We start from the raw sequence: 20506 nt of genomic DNA on the forward strand, positions 1-20506 counted from the left end.
TGATCATTATCTGATACCATTAATTTTAGGAACGTTTACATTTATTTTCGGTACGGTTAATCCGGAAGAACCAACAATATTTTGAGCACCCGAACCCAAACTCTTCTGGAAGTTATCCATTGCCAAGCCGAAGCCTGGCAGGTATGATATGGCATCTGCAGGATATCCAAGGTCTTTTTTGGCTTGAAGAATACCTTGAAGAGCATTATTGCTTGCAACCACCACACCTACACCAGACAAAGCATGCACACTGATACTTTCGTAGTAATCAACTGTACCGGAGCTTGCCGCTGTGCCCGCAGTTGCAAAACCAGGGAGGTTAATTTGCCCGTTGTATTTACCGATTGAAACCTGGCTTACCACTCGGCCAGCAATTGAATTGCTATTATTTGGAGTAGGGTTATTCCCCGAAGCTCCCTGGGTTGTCGTGGCTGGCTCATATCCATAATTGTTGTTCTTAAAGTTAATTTCGTATAGGTTTGGCTGCATTAATGGGGTTTGTGATGGATACCCATTTACCATTGAAGTGTTGATCCCACCGGCAGAAGGTGTCCAGGCTGCTGTTTGAAACGACCAGGTTAAATTTTTGCCCGGTCCGAAAGCCGTTGTGCTAAAATCTTTATACAGCTGAGACATCCGGGTTTGATCAATGTTGCTGTTATAAGAATTTAAACCGCTTCGTGCCATCATACCGATCCATGTACGTGTGGCAGGGATGGTAGTAGAACTTGGCAGGATGACATTTCTGAGCACATCATTACCATCGAGCAGGTTGAAAGGCTCCGAGGCTTTAAATTCATATTGTACATTCAGCACCTTCATCGTTTTGGTGGCAACATCTGGTGCCCAGTTGAAGTTTTGAAGATTCACTTCTTTTGAATTGCTGAGTGTAGCTTCAGCACCACCAACAATCAATTTGGTGATTTTCATGCTGTTAAACTTGGTTCGGTAATCGGTAGTGGCGCCAGTTTTAAAGTACCAGGCCAAAAGTTCCTGTTCATTGCTCTTCATAGCTAAAGCATTCATTACCAATGCACGGTCGTTTATTTTATAGATCAAATTTATCGTACTCGTCCTTGCCTTTAAAATGGTTGTCGAATTTGGATTATCCGGCGCATCGATCGCATCGCCTTTAAGATAAACCTTTAAAGCAACATCTGCCGATTGTGGTAGTGAAGTTAAAGGAAACCGCCATAATTTACCGCCTTCCAATATGGTTACCGGGATATCCAATGATTTCACATTTCCTGCGCTTAAATTCACTACCCTAACAAAGGGTTTCGGATTGCTAACTTTCAGATCAAAACCCTGCTCGGTCATACCAACAAGCATCCGGATGTATCCAAAGCCGCCATCAGTTTCTACCTGGTTAAGGGCATTGATCGGGAAAGCCTGTTGCCTGTGGTAAGGCATCAATTCTTGCACATTCCAGATGGGAATCGTTTTTGGACCTTTATCGGTTGTAAAAGTAGAAGTATCCTTATCTACATATACGGATCCATTATCATTCAGCACCGGCTGGAACAAAACATCGAAGGCCTTGCTGTTTTTCATTGGATCCAGCGCAGCCTGACTTTCAAAAAGAACGCCGGGCATATTGAATTTTTTCAACGTTGCGTTTACTTCAAATGTATATTTTGTATCCGGAAGCAGGGAGGAAATATCATCGCCACTCCCCATGTGAAGCGAATATACTTTGCTATCATTACGCCGTCCGCTTACTAGTTTATCTGTTCCCCAAGGATATACAAACTGATTGCTGCTAAAGCTTTGACTTCCACCATTTAATTTAACCGTTACATCTTCTTTTCCAAAACGGAACAGTCTATATGAAGTTTTCGTGGTGTTGGGATCAACTATTGGTACGATAAAATCGCTTGTGATTGGGAAATTGAAAGAAACTGATGGCCGCATTAAAGTGTTCTGCAGTCCGCCGTTTTTCCCTGGATTTAAAGTTGCAATCAGATCCAGCCGGTCGTTATTTGCTTGTTCCGTGCACAGGCTACCCACCTTAAAGGGAATATTAAAATTACCATCTATCAAGCCGTCCATAACCGAAAAATAACCGCCAAGTTCACCATATAAGAACATTGGATCGGGTGCACCGGCCGTTACCAATGCCGCAATCCCGGCCTGTAAAAATTCTATTTCCCCTTTAAATCCGAAAACGTTTACCCTTACGCCGCAGCCTGCGCTTGCACCCACATAAGCTTGTCCATAGGCATACCAACTGGCATTTGAGCCTGCACAAGGCGATTGCCCGGCATCCTTATCAAAAAACTTAAGGCTTAAATCTGCGCCCATTGCCGCATCCAGATATGCATAAAAAATTGCAAAACTCGGGTGGGCACTAAATTCAACCGTCGCGCCGGTGATCATACCAGAATCGCTCGTTCCGCCCGACCGTTTATTTTCTGGATTAAGATCCAGGGTTGGGGCAGGATCCCCTTTCATCTGGCCACCATTTTTCTCCTTTTTGGCACCTGACATAATCGCCGTGATCAATGGTGGTACCTTAGGGATATTATCGATCTCGGCGTTGCCAAACTGAAAATACGACTTGGCACCGATGGAAAATAACTTGGCGTCAAACTTGGCTTCCAGCGGATCGCCCTGATCCCATGGTCTGCCTATTTTTAAGAACCAATGTACACTTGGGTCGCCTTTGGCAACAGTACCACCACCGGCAAGCATATTTTCTATGGAAAACTCTCCCGCACCTGTTGCGGAGAAAATTGCGGTGGACGGCGGGTATTTTAGACTGAAATTCATCAACATATCAAATTTCCAGAAATCGCCTTCCCTAAAAAGAATTTCAGTACCAATATGCACCTTACCCATCGCACTTGCTGTACGGTCATCAAAGGTTGGTCCTCCATTATTCATTACATTTCCATCTCCATCAATAGCGATCAGGTTTAAGGCACCATTTTGGAATTCCATATTCAAAGACAAACGGCCTTCCAATATATTGCGGCTCTGTAAGCCAAAATAGATTCCGGCTATGAATCCAAATGAACTACCATCATCGTTTCGGGGTTTGTATTCAATCCCTGAAAAGCTTTTTATAGAAGAATAATCAGTACTGGTATTGCTTTCGCCTTCTTTATTGTATGTAGCTGTTGCTGTGCCCCGAACCATGTTATAATAGGCACCCCCGGCAAAACCGTATAAAGTGGTACCCGGAAACATTGGAATTCCACCTTTGCCGAGATCAAGCATAGCATCTACATAGAAAAACTGGAAATTACCTGATGTTGCTTTTCGGCTGCCAAACAGGCCTTTCATTGCGAATGATTGCTGAAATCCCGGTAAGGTAACCGTTAAACCACCCGACAAGCCACGATCAACTGCTCCATCCGGTCCGGGACTATTAAAATAGTTGATTTCCCCTTCAAGTTTCATTCCTGCTAAGTTGGCATTGGCCTCCAGGTGTACAAGATCTAAACTACCATCCAGTTTTTTCCACCATTTCCTTAAACCACCACCTGCATTGGTATTGGCATAAAAACTAAAACCCAGGTCGGCCTTCGGAATGAAATTTACCCCATTTACCAATTCCATATGGGTAAGGATATGAAAACCTGCCTGCCCATTGCTAAAGTAGGGATCAACGCTTGTTACAGAGAAGTTAAAGCCCATCAGGCTCTGCTGACCGCTGAATATAGATGAATTATAGCCATCTTCCTCTGCATAGGAATAACGTGGCCCACCAATCATGCCATACATGGGTTCATCGGGGAATACCGCACTGTTAGCTGGTGGGCTTCCAACACCCATGTCAAAATTACCAGGGGAAAACAAGGTGCCTTCAGTTGAAAATTTCATATTCTGAAAGCGCATATAACCCAGGGTAATATCATCCAGATGCGGAATTTCAGCATCAACCGTGAGTTCACCGTGTATGGTTGCCTCTGCTTTAAAGCCATTGCTCCCTGCCGAGATCAGGATGTTCGACCCATTATCTATCCGGGCGTGTGCCCATAAGGCAGAGAACTCCAGGTCATTTTTTGTTTTAACTGTAAATTGAAAAGATAAACCTTGCCCCGCCGGAGCAGTTAGTGTTGTACTGTACTCAAGTTGGTTCCTCGTTTCAGCTGTTTGATCACCTGAAGCGGGCAACATTAATTTACCAACCATGCTGCCACTGGTAAGTTTACTTTTAAAGAAATTGATCCCAATATTATCAACAGAGAAGAACCAGCCGCCTAAACTGCCATCTCCAAGCGTTAATGGCGCCGTTAGCGTTTGAACCCTTCCGGAAATACCACCGTCGAAAATCAGGTTGGTTGCAGCAATAACAATTGGCTTGCTATCTGTCCGTTTGATGATGGATGGAAGTTCTACGTTAAGCAATGGAATATAAAAGCCGGTCCATGTTGGACTGGAAGTATCAATAAAATCACCATTTGAACCCTCAATACGTGGTGGCATTTTAGGGTCATTCTCCTGAGTTGAATGATCATATACAATTTTTTGCTGCACGTCATTTCCATCTTTCATGGAAAATTTGAAATCCGCTAAACCTGCGATATGAAAAGGTTCTAAATCAATGTAGGCCATCCAGTTGCTCCAGCCTTGTTTGGCATCGGCTTCGATGGTGGCCTTCACCTCATTGTTTCCTGTTGCAGAAACTAGTAATGCTTTTGGAAAAGTATATTCTGCTTTAATGTGCAGGTTGGTGAATTTCCCCTTTTCGAAAGTTACAAAAGTACCTGATGCGGGTATACCACTTGATTTTTTCAGGGATAAACCCAGCGCCTCAATGTTAAGATCTTCAGCGAGGTATAGTGTAGCCTCCTTACAAAAGCTTAAACCATCCAAACAAATGCCTTTAGCACTCAATGCAACTCGGGTATTGCCATCCGGGATCTGGATCACCGTAGCGGCCTCAAACCAGGCCTGATCGGCCCTGAAGTGAATGCCCATTACACCAATGGTAACCGGGCCTTCATCTAATCCCAAAGGCAACTCAAACCCAAAGGTTGAAGGCACTTGCTTAATGGAAGATAACAACTGATCCTTGTTCGTATCGAAAAACGAACCCAAGTTGGTTACCTGATCCTTGCTCATGCTAATGGTAGGCACTTCGGGTGGATCGGCAGTCGGGATAAGCGACATACCGCTGGCGGATAAAATACCATCAACCTTGCCACTAATCATCTGCAATTGTGCGTTTACATTCAGGTCAGAGAATTCTACCCTTACTTTTAAACCAGGGATGTCGCCGATAAAAGGTAAAGGAACAGTGCCTTTGCCACTTAACACACCATTGGTATTTTTTAGTTCAAAGATCTTCATTTTGTATTTTCCGACCGTGATCTCAGATGACGAATTAACCGCAGCATTATTGATCGTGCCGCTGGGTACAATCTCTTTACAACTACAATTCGGCACACCGGTAACATTAGCATTTTGCGGTGCATTTGGTACTACCTCCGGAACAACCGCTGCAATAGTATTCTGACCTAAATAGGTAAAGGAAGTTACTTCACTCCTCCCCTGGTTCCGGAATACAGCCTGATTGGTTAGATCGTAAGCCTCAACCATCAAGGCATATTTTCGACCCGGTGTTAAGGCCTGGTCTTTGGGTTGGTATTGATAAAAGTTAATTGATGTTTCTTCTGCAAAAAAATAAGGTTCCCTGGCTGTCATTATCGCATCATTCGGATTTTGATTGCCCAGCATTTCCACCATCCGGATCTTATACCGGATCGATGGCGGGGTACCTACAGGCGTATTCCAGCGAAAAATCAGACCCAATGGGTTGGTTACTTCGGCTTCATCCATTGGACTTATAATGGTTGGTGGTTCGAGGCTGCTAATCGTAAAATAGTTGCTGCAACCCGTTAGGTCAGAACTAATAGGCTCATTGGTATCGTAATCATAAGCGCGGATACACAATTGGTACGAACCTTCTGGCAAACCACCTTTATTGATGAAATCATCCTGCGTGATGCCGGTATACTCAAGTTGCGTATATTCAAAAAAATCAGAGATATTGGTGCCATTCAGCATTTTGGTTTCACCAGGAGCCATTTCAATGGGGCTTCCACTCCGGTAATTCTGTTTTACGCGGATCACAATACCGTTGTCGCCGGTAACCGTTCCACGCAACTGAACTTTATACGGCCTTGTATTTCTTGGATCAGCCCTTACGGCGATCACCATCATTTGCGGCCGCGATGCATAGTCGGTAAACTTAGTCGGATAGGGTGGCAAAATCTGGATAGATACACTGATTTGTGCTAAAGCCCCCAGGTGGAGCATCAGGAAGGCAAGGATCAGATAATGTTTTAGCGTAAATCGAATTTTCATAAGATTAGAATTTAAATTGGTAACTCAATTCTGCACGGGTTTCGGTAAAATTGGATTGTAAAAGGTTAATCGCACTGCTCTTATTATTGGTAAGGAACATATTAAAAGAGAGCCGCTGTTTTTTAGTGATTGCATAACCCAGGTTACCTGAGGCATTTACGATAAAACTATCGCCGGTTAGATTGTTGTTTGCGCTGGTAAAAGTACCGTTCAAACCAGCCATCAATTTTTGTTTGAGCAAAGGCGTGTTTCCACCCAATGTGAAGCCTGTAAAGCTATTGTCGAGATTTGAACCTTTCAAATTTGTTTGATTGATGTTGGCATATAAGGTCATTTGTTTCTTCAAAAAGGTGATGCTGTAATTCAAAAAGTATTGACTGGTTGTAATGTTCCTGGAAGCAGCTGTAGCACTAAAATAATTATTAAAATCATTGAGCTTACTGAAATTTATAGCTGCCGAAATTATATGTGTTGTTTCGGGATCAGTTAGAAAATAGCGTGGCATAAAGCCGATGGTCTGCGTGGTCTGTACGATTCGCAGCGAATCGGCAAAAATTGCGGTCTGCGGTTTTTGGTTGTCGGAAAAATTCGTATAGATTACATCAACGCCAAGGGCCTTGGTAATTTCGAAACTGGCATTCGAGGAAGCGATAAGGCGCTTATTTTGTGCCATCTTTTGTTTTTTAAGGTTATCATGTTGAAAACCTATACTACCGTTTATGCGAATTTTGCCTTTCAGAAAAATAGCATTTGGGCTAACGGTCCAATTTTCCAGATCGGAATTGAAATAATAAGCGCCCATCGTTTTAAAATCTGGGTCGATGCGTTTGTAATTTACTTTCAGGCCAAATTTTTTAACCTTATAACCGATGGAACCCGATAAAGCGGTATAATATTCTGAGGTGCCATTGATGTCGAAAAACTTTTTGGCCTGATCCAGCACTTTATTATTAAGACCATCTAGGCTGATGGGCGAACGGATATCCTTGGTGTATAAACTTACGGCACCGGCACTTTCTAAGAATAGATTTTTGAAGAAAGTAAATTTAAAGGAATAACCGAGTACATTATTCTGCGCCGGACTAATAATATCCAAATTGGATGGTAGATTTTCAGGTTTCTGGTCGTCATCCTTCGCACTAAGATAACTCAACTCAAAAAAATTGTTACTAGAGCCATAACCTAAACGGGCTGCATATCCTTTACGGGTAAATGAAAAAGGGATGAGCGATTGAGAAGTGGTATCGATAGTTGTGGCACGGTTCAAACGTCCGTACATAAAACCAACACGAAGCTTACCTGGATTGAGCTCAAAACCTGTACCCAATATGGTGTGGCCACCCAAGGTGTACGGTGAAAAAGAAACATTGCGGTATCCGGCGTGAACAGTAAGCCATTTGTATGTTGGGCTCATGCCGAACTGGTTAAAAGGTTGACTGAAAGAACGGTCAGATTGAGAAAAGCTAAAAGAAAGCGGCACCTGAAGGTTGTAAATCTGGAAGCTTGGGCTTCCGGTGAGTAGGTAAGTAAAAGGTGCCCGACGATTGGAAATTCCGCTGGCACTGTAAAAAATACCCCTGGCTTCCACTGCTCCCGAATATGTAAATGGTTTTAATTTCTTAAGGTTGGAGAAATCTTGCGCCTGTAGCTCTTGGAAGAAAATTAGAACAGGCAGTATAAAAATATAGTTTTTTAAAATCAGTAAGGATTTTACCATGATGCCATTGTTTTCAGGGATTCAGAAAGCAAATAGGCAAAATAGAAAAGACTCTTTTTTAAGCAGTTAGCGAAAGACTAATATTAATGAGCGAAAAGGATTTCTGGATTAGCAAAGAGACTTACAAATATTTAAAGTCTTGTAGTCACGATAAGTTTGCAGTTAATATGTAAGACTAATTTTTTCTTTTGGTTAGCTTGTTCGGTTTTAAATTGAACCAAAAATTTGAAGTTATCAGAAAAATAGTCTGCGGCTGTCTAACTGCCAAATTTATATGGATGTATTAATTTAAGCTTTAGCGACCATTTCTGACAATCACCGTATTTTGATAATAGTGGAGAAAGTAGGTGGGCACCTGATCGTCTATCAAAAAATATTCTGCTCCTTGTGTAAGTTTTTAAAAATACAAGCAACTAATAGTTGAAAAAGCATATATGAGAACTTTACTACTTTTGATGGCTGTTTCAATAAGCGCCATATCTTGCGGACCTAACTCATCTCCTGAGAAGCGAATGAATATAAAGAATCAGGAACTTGATCAAAAAGTTGAAGTGATTTTTAAACAGCAAAAAATATTACGTCTTTAACTACTATAGATAGCAATGCATTGAAATAATATTGATCCGTACTTGGATTAGATCCCAAGGCACTCAATGTGGTCATATCACTGATATCATAAAAATTATTTATAATACATATTCCTGCTTCAGAATCATAATTTGATGTGCCCATTTTACTGCTTGTAAATGTTTTCTGAATTGCTAGTTTGGCACGCGAAAAAAGTTCCGTTTTAGATACGTTTGGCAATTCAATAATAGATTCCACATAAACTTCGTTATATTTAAGAGGCAAATAGTCCCCTAATGCAACGGTATCGGCAACGTTACTACCTATTTCGGAATGTACTCCAAGTTATCGCGTCTTGTGCATTGGAATTGAGCCCCATCGCTATGAATAAGATCGACGAGAGTGTTAATTTTTTTAATTTCATAATATATTTTGTTTAAGCCTTAAAGCTATTAATATTATAGGAAACTAGAATATAGCTTATGTTTTTTTATGTATTTAAGCGTCCGAAAAACTGCGAATGTCTTAGAAAAGAGCTAACCATTCCCTGTGGTATATCCTTCTCTGATTGGTAATTTCCTTGCGCCATATGGCCAAGAAAAAAATGTCTCAAAAAACGAACGAAATAAAGCAATCTATCCAATTCAATATCATAGGCAATTTAAGAATTGGATATTGCGACAAAAATATTTACTTTTGATAAAAATGTCGTAATATGAATTTGGTTCACAAAAAAATACACAAACCCGGAATTAGCGACCTACTTGGTGGGGCATTATCGCTAGGTATTTCGATTAAAAATTATTACGACCTTATCTTACTCTCAAGGGCTGGCATAAGTAAGGCTTCGGCGGAATCGGTAATCAGTTTTACGGGAATGTCCAAAAAAAGCTTTGTGGAAGATATATTGAATTTATCAATAAAAACGCTTGAAAGAAAACAAGCTGACGATAAACTCGATATAAGAACATCATCTATGGTAATTGAAGTTGCAAGGGTTCTGGAGCATACTTATCAAGTATTTGACGATAAAGAAAAAGTCCAAAGATGGCTTTCTAAACCCAACAACGCACTTCACGGCGAAACCCCCTTATCTCTTTTTTCCACACCGACAGGAATAGGTATGATCGAAGATGTCTTGACACGCATAGAGGAAGGAGTTTACTCATAGATGCATGTCTACAGAATTGTAAAATCCGAGAAAAGAATTAAAAACTTATCCGGAATGGGGGCCTTCCGGGCAGGTGGACGATGGAATGATAAAGGGACTTATGTACTTTACACCTCCGAAAACTCATCCTTGGCATTTTTGGAAAACCTTGTACATTTTGATCTGGAGGAAACTCCAGAGGATTTATACATTATAGAAATTAGTGTTACCAAAGAAGATTTAATATATCGAATTCCCGACTCTGACTATCCAAAAGATTGGCTCAATACGGATAATTTAGCATGTAAAGTATTAGGAGATCAACTATTTTCCGAGCATAAATTATTGGGAATTAAAGTTAAGTCGGCGGTCAATCGATCAGAGTATAACATACTTTTGGACCCTCTATTCCCCGGATACCACGATCTAATTAAAATAAGTAATGTAATTAAAATACCTGTTGACCGCCGTCTAATCTAAAATCCATTTTATTACAATGTATTTTTTTTACACAACAATAATAATAAAGTAGTCATAAATACTTTATTACATACATTAATTTAAGTGAGAAATAAAATATGAATAAAGATTTGGAATTTTATATGCTAATTAATTTTATATTATAAATGATGCGTCTCAAAAAACGAACGTTCTAGTAATTCAATTTCACCTTAGCTACGAAAGACCGGATTACATTTTATTCCTCTCCCGATTTAAAAAATTGATGAAGGAGAGTGAGTTTGGTGAAAAGCTGGTGCCCATGGTGGCGTTTGGGAATGTCCTGACATATTTCCGCTTGAACTTAATGGTGAAAATCACCGGGTTCTTTTAGTGAACATTAACCCAGGTGGGCCAGGCGGTTCAGCCACACAATATTTTACAAGCGATTTTAATGGAAATACATTTAAGCCAGATTCTGCAAAGCAAAAATGGATGATATTTACATTAATATGTTAGAAAACATCTCTCATCTTATTTGCAGTAGTAAGCTTCGAAGTGCCCTTTAAAATCAATATTCTGTTCCGGCCATTTCACATTAACTTGGCCTATCACCTTATCCCCTGTGATGGAACTGATGGTGATAATGGTTTGTTCTGAAGAGAATAATGAACCATTCTGACCGCTTGGATCGCCCGGATCATTAACTAGGATATAGGTATCATTGCCCGAAAAAGTGCCTGTCTTTTTAGGCACCGTCAGGCGTATCGAAAAATCACTCAATGGTGAACTACAGGTTTTGGATCCATCTCCTGCTATGTATATACTGAACAAGTCTTCGGGGCGGTAGTTGTTCATACCAAATTTTGTATAGCGCTCCAGTATAACTTTTGCCGTAAAAGACGATCCGTATAACTTACCTGTAACTACCGGCGGCACATCTATTTCAGGTCGGGGTTGATCTTCCTTTTTCTTACAGCAAGTGAATATACTGATCAGTAAGATTAGACTAAAGAATCGTTTTAGGAGCTGATAATAAGTCATTGTTATTGGTGTTGGGTAAAAGTATAGGGAATTGATAGTATTAATTAATGCATCGTTGAAAGAGAAGAATGTGCTAAGATTTCATCCTGACCGAGCCCAGACAAACTTCACCTTCTTCGGTTCCGGTAACCCATATATTTAAAAATTTAATCCGGACTTTAGTCAGCGTTTCTAGGTATATCGATTCGCACATAGGTGCCACCGAACCATAGGTTCCGCTGTTAAGGTATTTTGCGGCCAGTTCTGCATCACGAAGTTGGATCCAGAGCCGCTGTGCATTCCTGAATTTTTTAATGAAAGTAGTTTCCCTGGAATAGCTTTTCAGGATCTTTTGGTATACGACATTTAATTCCGCATCTGCCTTTTTAAAGTCCGAATAGGCCTTGATATTCATGGCGGTTTGCGACTGTGCAAAATTCGGAGTGATAAAGAGCATAGTCATGACGACAAAAGCCAATAGGAAAATCTGGGATTGGTACAGCTTTTTCATGGGTTTGATTATGGATATTTGTAATCTAAACCATTGAAAGATTCTTTTGTTTGAGCAACTTGTTCACCGTGCTTGGACACATCAGTACATTTGACCCGCTCTCGCCAATGTACAAATATAAAGCAAATCAAAAACTCACAACAATCTATTGCTGGTAAGGCGGGGTCAATTTATCGAGGTTTATCCATCATGTCCGATATTTTAAATTAAGGAAGTCATCCATCCCCTACTGTACATTTTTTTTTAGCTGTAAGTTTGTAGGCGCTAGTTCAGACAGATAGAAAAAATGTCTTAGAAAACGAATATTATAGGCATTCTGGCTTTGATTTCCAAATTTTAAGTATTTTTATAAATAGTTGATTTAATAACAATAAGTTTATCTATAAGAATGTTAATTAGACAAAAATTCGATTTAATTTTTGAGAAAAAGAGAAACTGGTTTTCGCTATATTATTACTGTGGTACGAAATTTCCCAAGCAGGAGTATGCTCGATTGGCTTCCAAGCTTTCAAGTATGTCTCAAAATGAATGTGAAGGATTAATCGAAATCATAGTCGATGCTGAAGATGGAAAATATTATGAAGAGTTTTTCGCACTAGATGCGGACGCTGCAAGCGACAATGATGAAATCCACATAGTGCCCCCAAATATAATAATTGATAAAAGTGTCACAATTTCTTTTTCTGATATGAAAAAGCTATTGCAAGAGTGGATGTCTTTTCGGAATAGGTAAATAAGATGCAAGAGTTGCTTATACTCAATAAACGAAAAGTTAATTAATGATTATTTAGCAAAGGTTAAAGAACTAACGATTGCTCCTATTGAAGTAAATACTTGTCTGCCACCAGACATAGATGCAACCAAGAGGTTCTTAATAAGAATATGTAATCCTATTTGATGTTTTTGAAACCAACCGTCTTTAAAGCAATTAGAATAAAGGGTCTCTACTCGTCTTTAGTTAATCTTTACAAGCCAACCCATCAGGGCAGTTCTATTTCAATTTACCAAAAAAAACACCAAGCAAGAGCGTTGATTTTCATCTGGACCCATCTAAATAATTTCTGTACTCTCCAAAACTGATTATGCAACATTAAAGATGGACTATCATTTGCAATTATTATGGATAGCATTAAGTTAAATTCAGGAATTTCTCTATCATTGAAGCATTAATCCTTAAAGAAGTATCTCAGTACGTTATGATATTTGACCAGCTAACTCTAACCATCCTTTGGACGCTAACTATAGGTTATATACTATGGAATAAATATGTAGCCCCGACTTCAACGGACGACAATGAGCCTCTTGAAAACGAAACAGATGGTGAATTTTACACGCGCATCCAGGATGAGATAAACCAGCTTCTCCTGCGTCAGAAATTTACTTTTTTCTATAACGATGAAACAAAGTTATTCTCATTTGGCTTAAGACGCTCTGATGGAACACTCGCAAACTTCCAGATCGGATTGGAGTATAATAGCGGTTCCAGACTGGTTATTTTCAGTGGGAAGTTTAATCCTTACCCGATCCCAAAACTTAAGGTAGATAGAATAGGTGAATTAGTCAACAGGATTAATTTAAAGTTATCGGCAAATGTACTGGTTTTAGACTATGAAAAGCGGATTGTTCTAGGCCGAATGATCTACAAGGTTGGCAGCCAAAATCTGGATGAGGCACTCTTTAATTATCATTATGAGCAATTTTCTTCGGTTTTTCTTTCAACAAAGATGCAAAAAACGTTCACCGGTACCCTTGAAAGAAAGGATGATTCCATCCAGCAGATAATTCGGAATTTAAACTAAGCATTGAAGATTTTATCTTTACTATTAACAATAGCTATTGATTCGGGTGTTGAAGAGTTTTTCAATAATTAGTAAGTCTATATATGTCTCAAAAAACGAAGATTATGAGACAAGATTTATTCAAAATCAATTAAAATAAATTTTATGCTACCCGCAAAGAAAATCCTGTTTCAGCGTTTGGCAATTGATAAAATTAGCATCCCCTGATTATCAATTGTATTAATAATACTAAAATAGCTATTACAATCAGTATTTCCCTGCCATTGAAATAGGATTCAGTATCATGGGAGCTGTGGTAGGTGCTAGGGTTATCGGGTGGGTACCGATTATAGGATTCTGATAATTGAGCGGCGCGGTGCCTTAGTTTATCTTCCATTTCTTTGTTCAAGGGCTTTCCTTCGAGGAAGACTTCTTTCCAATGCTCAAAATCTTTGTTGCTATTAATCGGGAAATGACTCCAGACCGTATAGCTATTTTGTGGCAACGTTTGAAGGAAAGATAGATAAAAACCTTTACCGATATATTTGTTGGTCTGCAAGATTGAAAGCCGCTCTTCAGCCCATTTCTTTATCAAAGGATCAGTATAGGCTTTCCTGATGTTTGCAATGATACCGGTATCAATATCTTTCTCGGTCCTTAGCAATTTATCCAGTTCGTTGGTAACTTCAATAGGCAATAATGCAGATAGATTCTCCTCAGAATAATTTCGTAAATAATGCCTGAAAGCATTCGGATTAAGGATACTCAGCGCTGCTGATAACATCTCGTTACTCATTTTTTCCTCGTAACAATCTTTACTGATATATACTGCGGCAGGGTCAATCTTAAGATTATTGTAGGCTTTAAATTTATGATGCCCGTCTATGATATAATAATTGCTCGAACTATAGTCATGGTTTAGGTAATGGATGTATACGATAACTCTTGGCCTAAGTCCTTTGCGGATCAGATCCTCGTAGAATGCCACCCTGTCGATATTGATGCTGTCTTCAGTGCGGGTAGCGAGGTAAATCCAGCCATTATGGTATGGAAAAAAGTTGGCCGCAAACCATTCCTTATCTTCAGGCCATGTCTTGCTGTCCCTGTCAAATATAATATCATCTACGTCCTCATCTCTGATTTTACCGAGATGAATGTTATACCTACCGTTTTCAAAAAGTTTCAGAAACGCCTCGATACTTTCCAGTACTTTACTGTTTGAGCCAGAAATCAATACCTCATCCAGTTGCCGTGTTAAGGTTTTGCGTTGCTGCGCCGGGAAGGAGGACACTGCGTAGTATTCTCCAATACTTCCATGGCAGTCTGGCCAATTCATGGCCACTGGTTTTTCAATAATTAATACAGTGGACTGATCATCATTGATTAGCCTGATAATGCCCTGTCCATCTTCAACCTCAATACTCCGCTGTATCCAGTAGAGCCGTTTAGCTTGCCATAACATGGCTATAGAAAGCATATCCGCTGTGGGAAGCACTAGATGACCTGAACCGGTATATTCTTCCTGACTAAAAACGGGGTAATATTCAATATTATCGGTACCCGGAGTATTCGAGATCAGGAAATAAGCGAAGTGCTGATTATTGGCTATATAGACTAGGTTGACTAATTTTCCCGCATGCTCCACATTACTATGCATGGCAATAAGGAAATTTAAGAGTGGTTCGGCAGAGATAAAAGAATCTCTTTCCATTTCAGGTTGAGAAATGATTTCTATCCCATAACGGTTAATTACTTCCAGCGTCTTTTTATCTTCGATGAGCATTTAGCTTGCTAATATAATGATATTTTTTAGGCTGCTATTCGAAATATTTAGTGTGTAACTAAATCAATTAATATGAACTTTACAGTCTCACAAAACGAAAGAATAAATGTAAAAATCGAATAAATTTCAATTACCAGAATATTTGCTTATCATTTTTATATGTAAATATTCTATTTTCTAATCCACGATTATTTTCTTTCAATAGTAAAAGCGAATTGCCAGTTACGTCTTTAAAAACTATTTTCTTATCCTGATTTGCTTTAGATTCTGATATCTTCTTCCAAACATCATCCCAATAATAAAGTGAGTAAACTTTCAAAGCTTTTACACTATTATCATCATTTCTTGGCCAATATTTAATTTTAGTAACTGTTGATTCATTTCCTTTCCCTAGATCTAGTGCAATAAATTCTTCTTTGTTATCTTCGGGAACAAAATAACTTAAGGGGTCGTTGTCATACACGTTTTCTCTTGTAGATCCATATCTGCCAATGTTACCAATTGCTCGTCCTGCTACTAAAATCTCCTTTCCTCCTTTGTCCTTGCGGTAATATCGGATCTCAGCTACGTGCCCTCGAGGTAGGCCATGGAAGTTGTATATCAAATATCGATATTTTTGGTTGTTAGTGTGGATAAACCGATCTGATTAACCCCTTTGCGCCAAATTACTAATCAATTGACAAGTAATACTTTATAACAAATTTATTTCTGGTGGGACGGGGTCAATCCATTCTGGTTTATCCAATTGGGTATTGATCCTACCGAATTAGATTTGTAGCCTAAAAATCGTATAATAGTCCTAGATAACCGAGATCATATAGGGCTTTAAGATTTTGAAAAAAACACTACACCATTTCAATGTTAATATTGTTAGTAAAATCTTTTTCGGCCTATTTTGATTACTGTATTTGCCTTGAAAGTGGCCAACATAGGCCAAAAAAGATGGTCACGATGGATGAAAACCAGTGGCCACTTTTAGCGAAACCACCAGACAACCAACAACACCTTGAGTATAGTTACCGTAAAATCAATTCTTAATGGAATAAGGAAAATGAAATATTGACCATGGTAAATGGATAGGAGCTGAAGTTAATTAAGGTTATTTTTTATTTTTCCTGTTCCTCGATTTTTTAAATTTGGTTTTCTTCCAAAGGTGGATGAATCTTGAAATTTGCGGATTGCTATAATCATCTCTTCCTCCTTTCCCAAAAAATTCAACGTCTACCCTTTCCGTCCGGTTCTCTTTGTACTTGGATTTTGGATCAAGAAACCTTGACACTGAGCCGCCTGTCCCAAAACGTTCATAATCCGTGTTCTTAATTATATCTTTAAAAATATTAAGCACCTGCAAGGCCACCCTTCCTCCTGTTGTGGCATCAACTTCATTACGAACCTTAACAGCAAGTTCCGCCAGGCAGGTAAGCATGTCCTTGGCAGAGATAAATTGGTTTGAGGTCCTGATCGTAGAAATGCACAACTTACCTGCCTGATACTGGCATCTAAAATAATAGTCACGTTCTATACTGGTCATCTTTTTTCCGCCAAAATATTCAGAAAATCTAACAAACAAGAAAGAAATCATTTTATCATGTTAAATACATGGAGATTCCTTAAAAACACGGTACAACCTTGATCTATTTCCCTGCGGCGATAAAGTCACGTATCCATTGATTTTCTGGCCTTGTATCTTTTAAAAAAATCTCATCGTGCAGGTCGCGGATTGCCTTAGAGAAACGCTCTGAACCAAAATCATTTTCTTCAAAGTAGGTTTCCACTTCGTGCTCAAACCATTCTTTGTGTGCTTTCCATCTAACATCCTTGTTCATGAGTTCAAAAAACTCGCTATCTGTTTTTATATGGCCTGCCTGTTTACTTATTTTCAGTGCTGACAAGTTTGCCTTTTTTAGATATGTTTTTCCATTATACTTCGCCTTGAGTTTGAAGACATTGATGTTGCCGGATTTCGAAGCTTCGTTTACTTTTCCACCTTTGCCAAGTAACTTATCGAACATTTCATCCCCCTTTTTTCCTGAAACAACAAGTTCAGTACCAGTGATAATATCTCCTAAGCGAATAGTTCGAAAGGTCAAGCCTTTGCCAATACCAGACTGATATGGATTCAAATGATATACGTCGTCAAAAGGTATCTGGCCCTTACCGATCGCCCCGTTGCAATGAACATCTGCAGGAACAAGATTATACAATGAGTAGCCCAGGAGTGCATTGCCGGCTTTCCCAAAAAAATGATCCAATTGGTGAACGGTCGCAGGGTCTTGTTTTTCAGTCTCAATGTAAATTGTATCTCCCATATTGCAGTAGGGACAGTAGTCAGTCAGGTTGTGCTTACGGAAAAATTTTTTTATGGCTACAGCGATATCGGTGCAAGTCTCATAGTCGAAAGCTATTTGCATAATTTGGAATGGCACGGAATTTTCTCCATTAAGCTCCTGCAACAATTCCTTGTTTTTTGTACTAAGCAGCTGGGGTGGACATAATAGCAAATATTTCAGGTTTTCTGCATCATTATCCAGCAGCCTATCGACAAAGTTAACCACAACATCAAGGTTATTTATCCCAAACTTCTGTGCCACGCTAAAATGTTGTTGAACAGTTGCCACATAGGTTTCTTTGTTAAATGGATTGGGCTTGCTCTTGAGTCCGCTTACCTGAAGCTTTACGAGCGTCTGTGTCGTCAGTTTGTAACCTACAAAATCTGGTTCATCCTCAGAAAGACCTATATTTTGTATATGCTGTATTGAGCGTTTGAGATTCTTTAACCGCTTGATAACTAATGAACCAACTTTTATAAAATAGCTATTTAACTGCTTGCACTCAGAGAGTAAACTTAATTTGATCATTTTTATTCAATAAATTTCTTGAAACCGAAACGCAGATAGGTATCTCCAATCATATCTATAAGTTTAAAGTCATTCTCATCCAATCTGTTTTTCCCCCTTTTTATCTTTTTTATGAGGGCTTTGATTCGTAATTCGGCAAACATTCCGATAAGTGTCCCATCAAGAAAAAAGTTGTTGGCCAGCAAATCGTGAATATTTGCCGCAAATGTCTCCCCAATATTGGCTGCAGCCACAGACTTTCCTGTTTGAGGGTCTTTTTCAAGCAAAAGGATATTTTCCCTGGGAATATCGGAGAGTATAAATGGCGAATGGGTTAAAAAAAGTATGTTTATTGAATTTATTCTTGACTTACCTTTAACGTGAAGTTGCTTTAGGGTCCTTAAAAGTTCTGCAATAAACCTTCGCTGATATTCAGGATGAAAATATAGTTCGATTTCATCATATATAATATTAACAGCACCGTATTTAATTCTTTCTTCCCCTCCCCTGTGTGCAGACTGAATATTGTTCATGTGGTATATTACTGACTGGAGCGTATGAATGAGTTGCTGTTCCCCCGAACTGAGTTCACCAAAAGAAGAAGTGCGAAGCGTTTTTTTATCTTTCAGAATAATCTCGATTTTAAAGATTGAAGGTGGTAAGAACGATATAATATCTGCGATGTTTTCTGGCGAAGCCCATTCCAAAAGCTGTTTGGGACTGTATTCAAAAAAGGCTTTTTCCATTTTATCGAGTGTCCTATCGTCAAATTTAAATCTGTTATCCTGCTCACCATTGGTCTTTTTTCTTATATAATTGATTGCCTGCCGTAGTTTGAATGTCACATGTGTACGATCTGCAACAATCTTATCGAGGAATTTATCTGACAGCAACATTGGAGCATCGGGACCGAACTGGTAACCGTCTTCGAAACCAGGATAGAGTTCAGAGATCCTATCCACCTTATTGACGATATAATCCAAGAGTTCCTTCTTTAAAGGAAAATTTATGTTGAAAATATCTATCAGTTCATAACCTGGAAAGTAGCGTGCTAAAAGGCCGATAATCATATTTGAAGATCGCTCGTCTCCGGAAATCTGTTTAATGTTTGTTGACAAGCGTTCCCTAAGTCTTTTTATTTTAGGGATATTCAGAGTAAAACGAATGCGGTAGACATTTTGACTATCTGTTACCTTAACAGGGCTTTGTGAGTAATGATATTCTGTTAGGGTATTAGCTACAAAGCGATTTTTAGTGAGAATTGTTTCATCATTAATATTGAAATTTCCTTTAATACGCATAGGATTGATAACAACAGGCGTCTTGTAGGCATCATTTTTATGAAATAGCGAATTTATCCAGTCTCCCATGACATTGGCGTTGAGCGCGTAATGAGAATAATTTACAGCAATAGTGTAAAAAAAATGCTCCAGGAGCTCCTTCTTGGTGGATTTGGTCAGCTTTTCCTCCTTCGAGTGGGCTTCTATATGTTCTGGAATAACATTGAGTGAAATGGTCGCGTCTTCATGTCCACCAATCCGAAGACAGTAATTAACCCCGTCTAGGTGATAATAGAGTTCGACCTTTAGCCCGCTTGTGAAGGCATCAATATCCTCAAGTCGCTGACTATTGTGGATAAGCTCGCTTTCTAGATAAGAAAGTCTCTTGCTTAGCTGTTCTTCCTTTTCCTGATAATTGTAGAACTTATTTTTAACTTCAGCAAATGCCTTCTGAACAGAGCTGACTTCTTTTAGAAGAGTTGAGGTGTCACTAAGAATTTTTGGAACTGTTGCTTGCAGATCTTCCATATTTTTCCTGATTATGGATATTTCTTCTTCCATATCAGTAGAATGTTTTAGAATGGAAGCGCGGTTTGGTTCCAGGATTTCATCATTTACTGAAAAACAATAGATGGTAGCAAAGAGCAATTCAACGACACTACTTTTACCTGCGCCATTTTTTCCCGCAATTGCCGAAATACTAATATTGAAGTGCTGACCATCAGCACTATCAGCATCAAACAAACCTCGGGGCATCTTGATAAAATGTTCAATCGCGTAAACGCTGCCTGCACCGGTGATTTTTTTTCCTTTCTGATTCAGGAATTTTGCTGAATTATAAAAACGATAGATATGATTTTCAGAAAGTATTTTTAAAAACTTTTCCGAACATCCCGCAAGCGGACGAATTGCAAGAAGCCTAAAGCTTCTTGTAGGGTATTTTTGAGGCATTGACATTAGATATTAAGAGGTAAAAATAAATATAAGTTATAAATACTGCAACTGTGGAACTAGCAACAATATTCATTTAAACATTCATTGAGGTAAGTTTATTAAATCAGCAATGTATTTGAATTTAAGGAGGATAACCCCGCAGCCATTCGA

The 20506-nt window shown here is 39.1% G+C and carries 15 protein-coding genes; 5 read left to right on the forward strand and 10 right to left on the reverse strand.

The features are described 5' to 3' along the window. Positions 1-6: 6 nt before the first annotated feature. From IEV50_RS04935 to IEV50_RS04945, 3 genes are all read right to left on the reverse strand, one after another. Positions 7-6318, reverse strand: a complete 6312-nt coding sequence (locus IEV50_RS04935; RefSeq protein WP_188412131.1) for a hypothetical protein — start codon at positions 6316-6318, stop codon at positions 7-9. A 4-nt stretch (positions 6319-6322) separates the two neighbouring features. Continuing rightward, a complete protein-coding gene (locus IEV50_RS04940; protein ID WP_188412132.1) occupies positions 6323-8035 on the reverse strand; it encodes a hypothetical protein in 1713 nt (570 codons plus the stop codon). A gap of 558 nt (positions 8036-8593) precedes the next feature. Further along, positions 8594-8860, reverse strand: a complete 267-nt coding sequence (locus tag IEV50_RS04945; protein WP_188412133.1) for a DUF4468 domain-containing protein — start codon at positions 8858-8860, stop codon at positions 8594-8596. A 457-nt stretch (positions 8861-9317) separates the two neighbouring features. Between IEV50_RS04945 and IEV50_RS04950 the strand changes: the two genes are divergently transcribed. From IEV50_RS04950 to IEV50_RS04960, 3 genes are all read left to right on the forward strand, one after another. Beyond that, entirely contained in the window at positions 9318-9773 is a 456-nt protein-coding gene (locus tag IEV50_RS04950) for an Xre family toxin-antitoxin system antitoxin (RefSeq protein WP_188412134.1), read from the forward strand. Continuing rightward, positions 9774-10232, forward strand: coding sequence for an RES family NAD+ phosphorylase (locus IEV50_RS04955; RefSeq protein WP_188412135.1), 459 nt, complete (start codon positions 9774-9776; stop codon positions 10230-10232). 306 nt (positions 10233-10538) lie between these two features. Then, positions 10539-10709, forward strand: a complete 171-nt coding sequence (locus IEV50_RS04960; protein ID WP_229746651.1) for a hypothetical protein — start codon at positions 10539-10541, stop codon at positions 10707-10709. Between the two features lie 15 nt (positions 10710-10724). On the opposite strand, the gene IEV50_RS04965 is transcribed toward IEV50_RS04960, so the two are convergent. Both IEV50_RS04965 and IEV50_RS04970 read right to left on the reverse strand, forming a co-directional pair. After that, positions 10725-11234, reverse strand: a complete 510-nt coding sequence (locus IEV50_RS04965) for a hypothetical protein (RefSeq protein ID WP_188412136.1) — start codon at positions 11232-11234, stop codon at positions 10725-10727. Between the two features lie 73 nt (positions 11235-11307). Beyond that, the gene (locus tag IEV50_RS04970; protein ID WP_188412137.1) at positions 11308-11724 is read right to left on the reverse strand and encodes a lysozyme inhibitor LprI family protein; all 417 of its coding nucleotides are present in this window, start codon (positions 11722-11724) and stop codon (positions 11308-11310) included. 388 nt (positions 11725-12112) lie between these two features. Here IEV50_RS04970 and IEV50_RS04975 point away from each other — a divergent pair, with 388 nt between their 5' ends. Beyond that, the gene (locus tag IEV50_RS04975; RefSeq protein ID WP_188412138.1) at positions 12113-12457 is read left to right on the forward strand and encodes a hypothetical protein; all 345 of its coding nucleotides are present in this window, start codon (positions 12113-12115) and stop codon (positions 12455-12457) included. A gap of 463 nt (positions 12458-12920) precedes the next feature. Continuing rightward, the gene (locus IEV50_RS04980) at positions 12921-13523 is read left to right on the forward strand and encodes a hypothetical protein (protein ID WP_188412139.1); all 603 of its coding nucleotides are present in this window, start codon (positions 12921-12923) and stop codon (positions 13521-13523) included. 193 nt (positions 13524-13716) lie between these two features. Here IEV50_RS04980 and IEV50_RS04985 read toward each other — a convergent pair whose 3' ends face one another. The 5 genes from IEV50_RS04985 to IEV50_RS05005 form a co-directional block, all read right to left on the reverse strand. Further along, positions 13717-15285, reverse strand: a complete 1569-nt coding sequence (locus IEV50_RS04985) for a hypothetical protein (RefSeq protein WP_188412140.1) — start codon at positions 15283-15285, stop codon at positions 13717-13719. Between the two features lie 130 nt (positions 15286-15415). Next, complete coding sequence (locus IEV50_RS04990; protein ID WP_188412141.1) at positions 15416-15889, reverse strand: discoidin domain-containing protein; 474 nt, start codon at positions 15887-15889, stop codon at positions 15416-15418. Positions 15890-16384: 495 nt separating this feature from the next. Next, positions 16385-16867 (reverse strand): hypothetical protein, encoded by a 483-nt coding sequence (locus IEV50_RS04995; protein WP_188412142.1) that lies wholly within the window; start codon positions 16865-16867, stop codon positions 16385-16387. A 52-nt stretch (positions 16868-16919) separates the two neighbouring features. Further along, positions 16920-18143 (reverse strand): hypothetical protein, encoded by a 1224-nt coding sequence (locus tag IEV50_RS05000; RefSeq protein ID WP_188412143.1) that lies wholly within the window; start codon positions 18141-18143, stop codon positions 16920-16922. 2 nt (positions 18144-18145) lie between these two features. Continuing rightward, positions 18146-20353 carry a hypothetical protein gene (locus IEV50_RS05005; protein ID WP_188412144.1) on the reverse strand — a complete coding sequence of 736 codons (2208 nt, stop codon included), beginning with the start codon at positions 20351-20353 and terminating at the stop codon, positions 18146-18148. Between the last annotated feature and the right edge of the window lie 153 nt (positions 20354-20506).

This window comes from Pedobacter mendelii (assembly GCF_014635725.1).
Lineage (GTDB): Bacteria > Bacteroidota > Bacteroidia > Sphingobacteriales > Sphingobacteriaceae > Pedobacter > Pedobacter mendelii.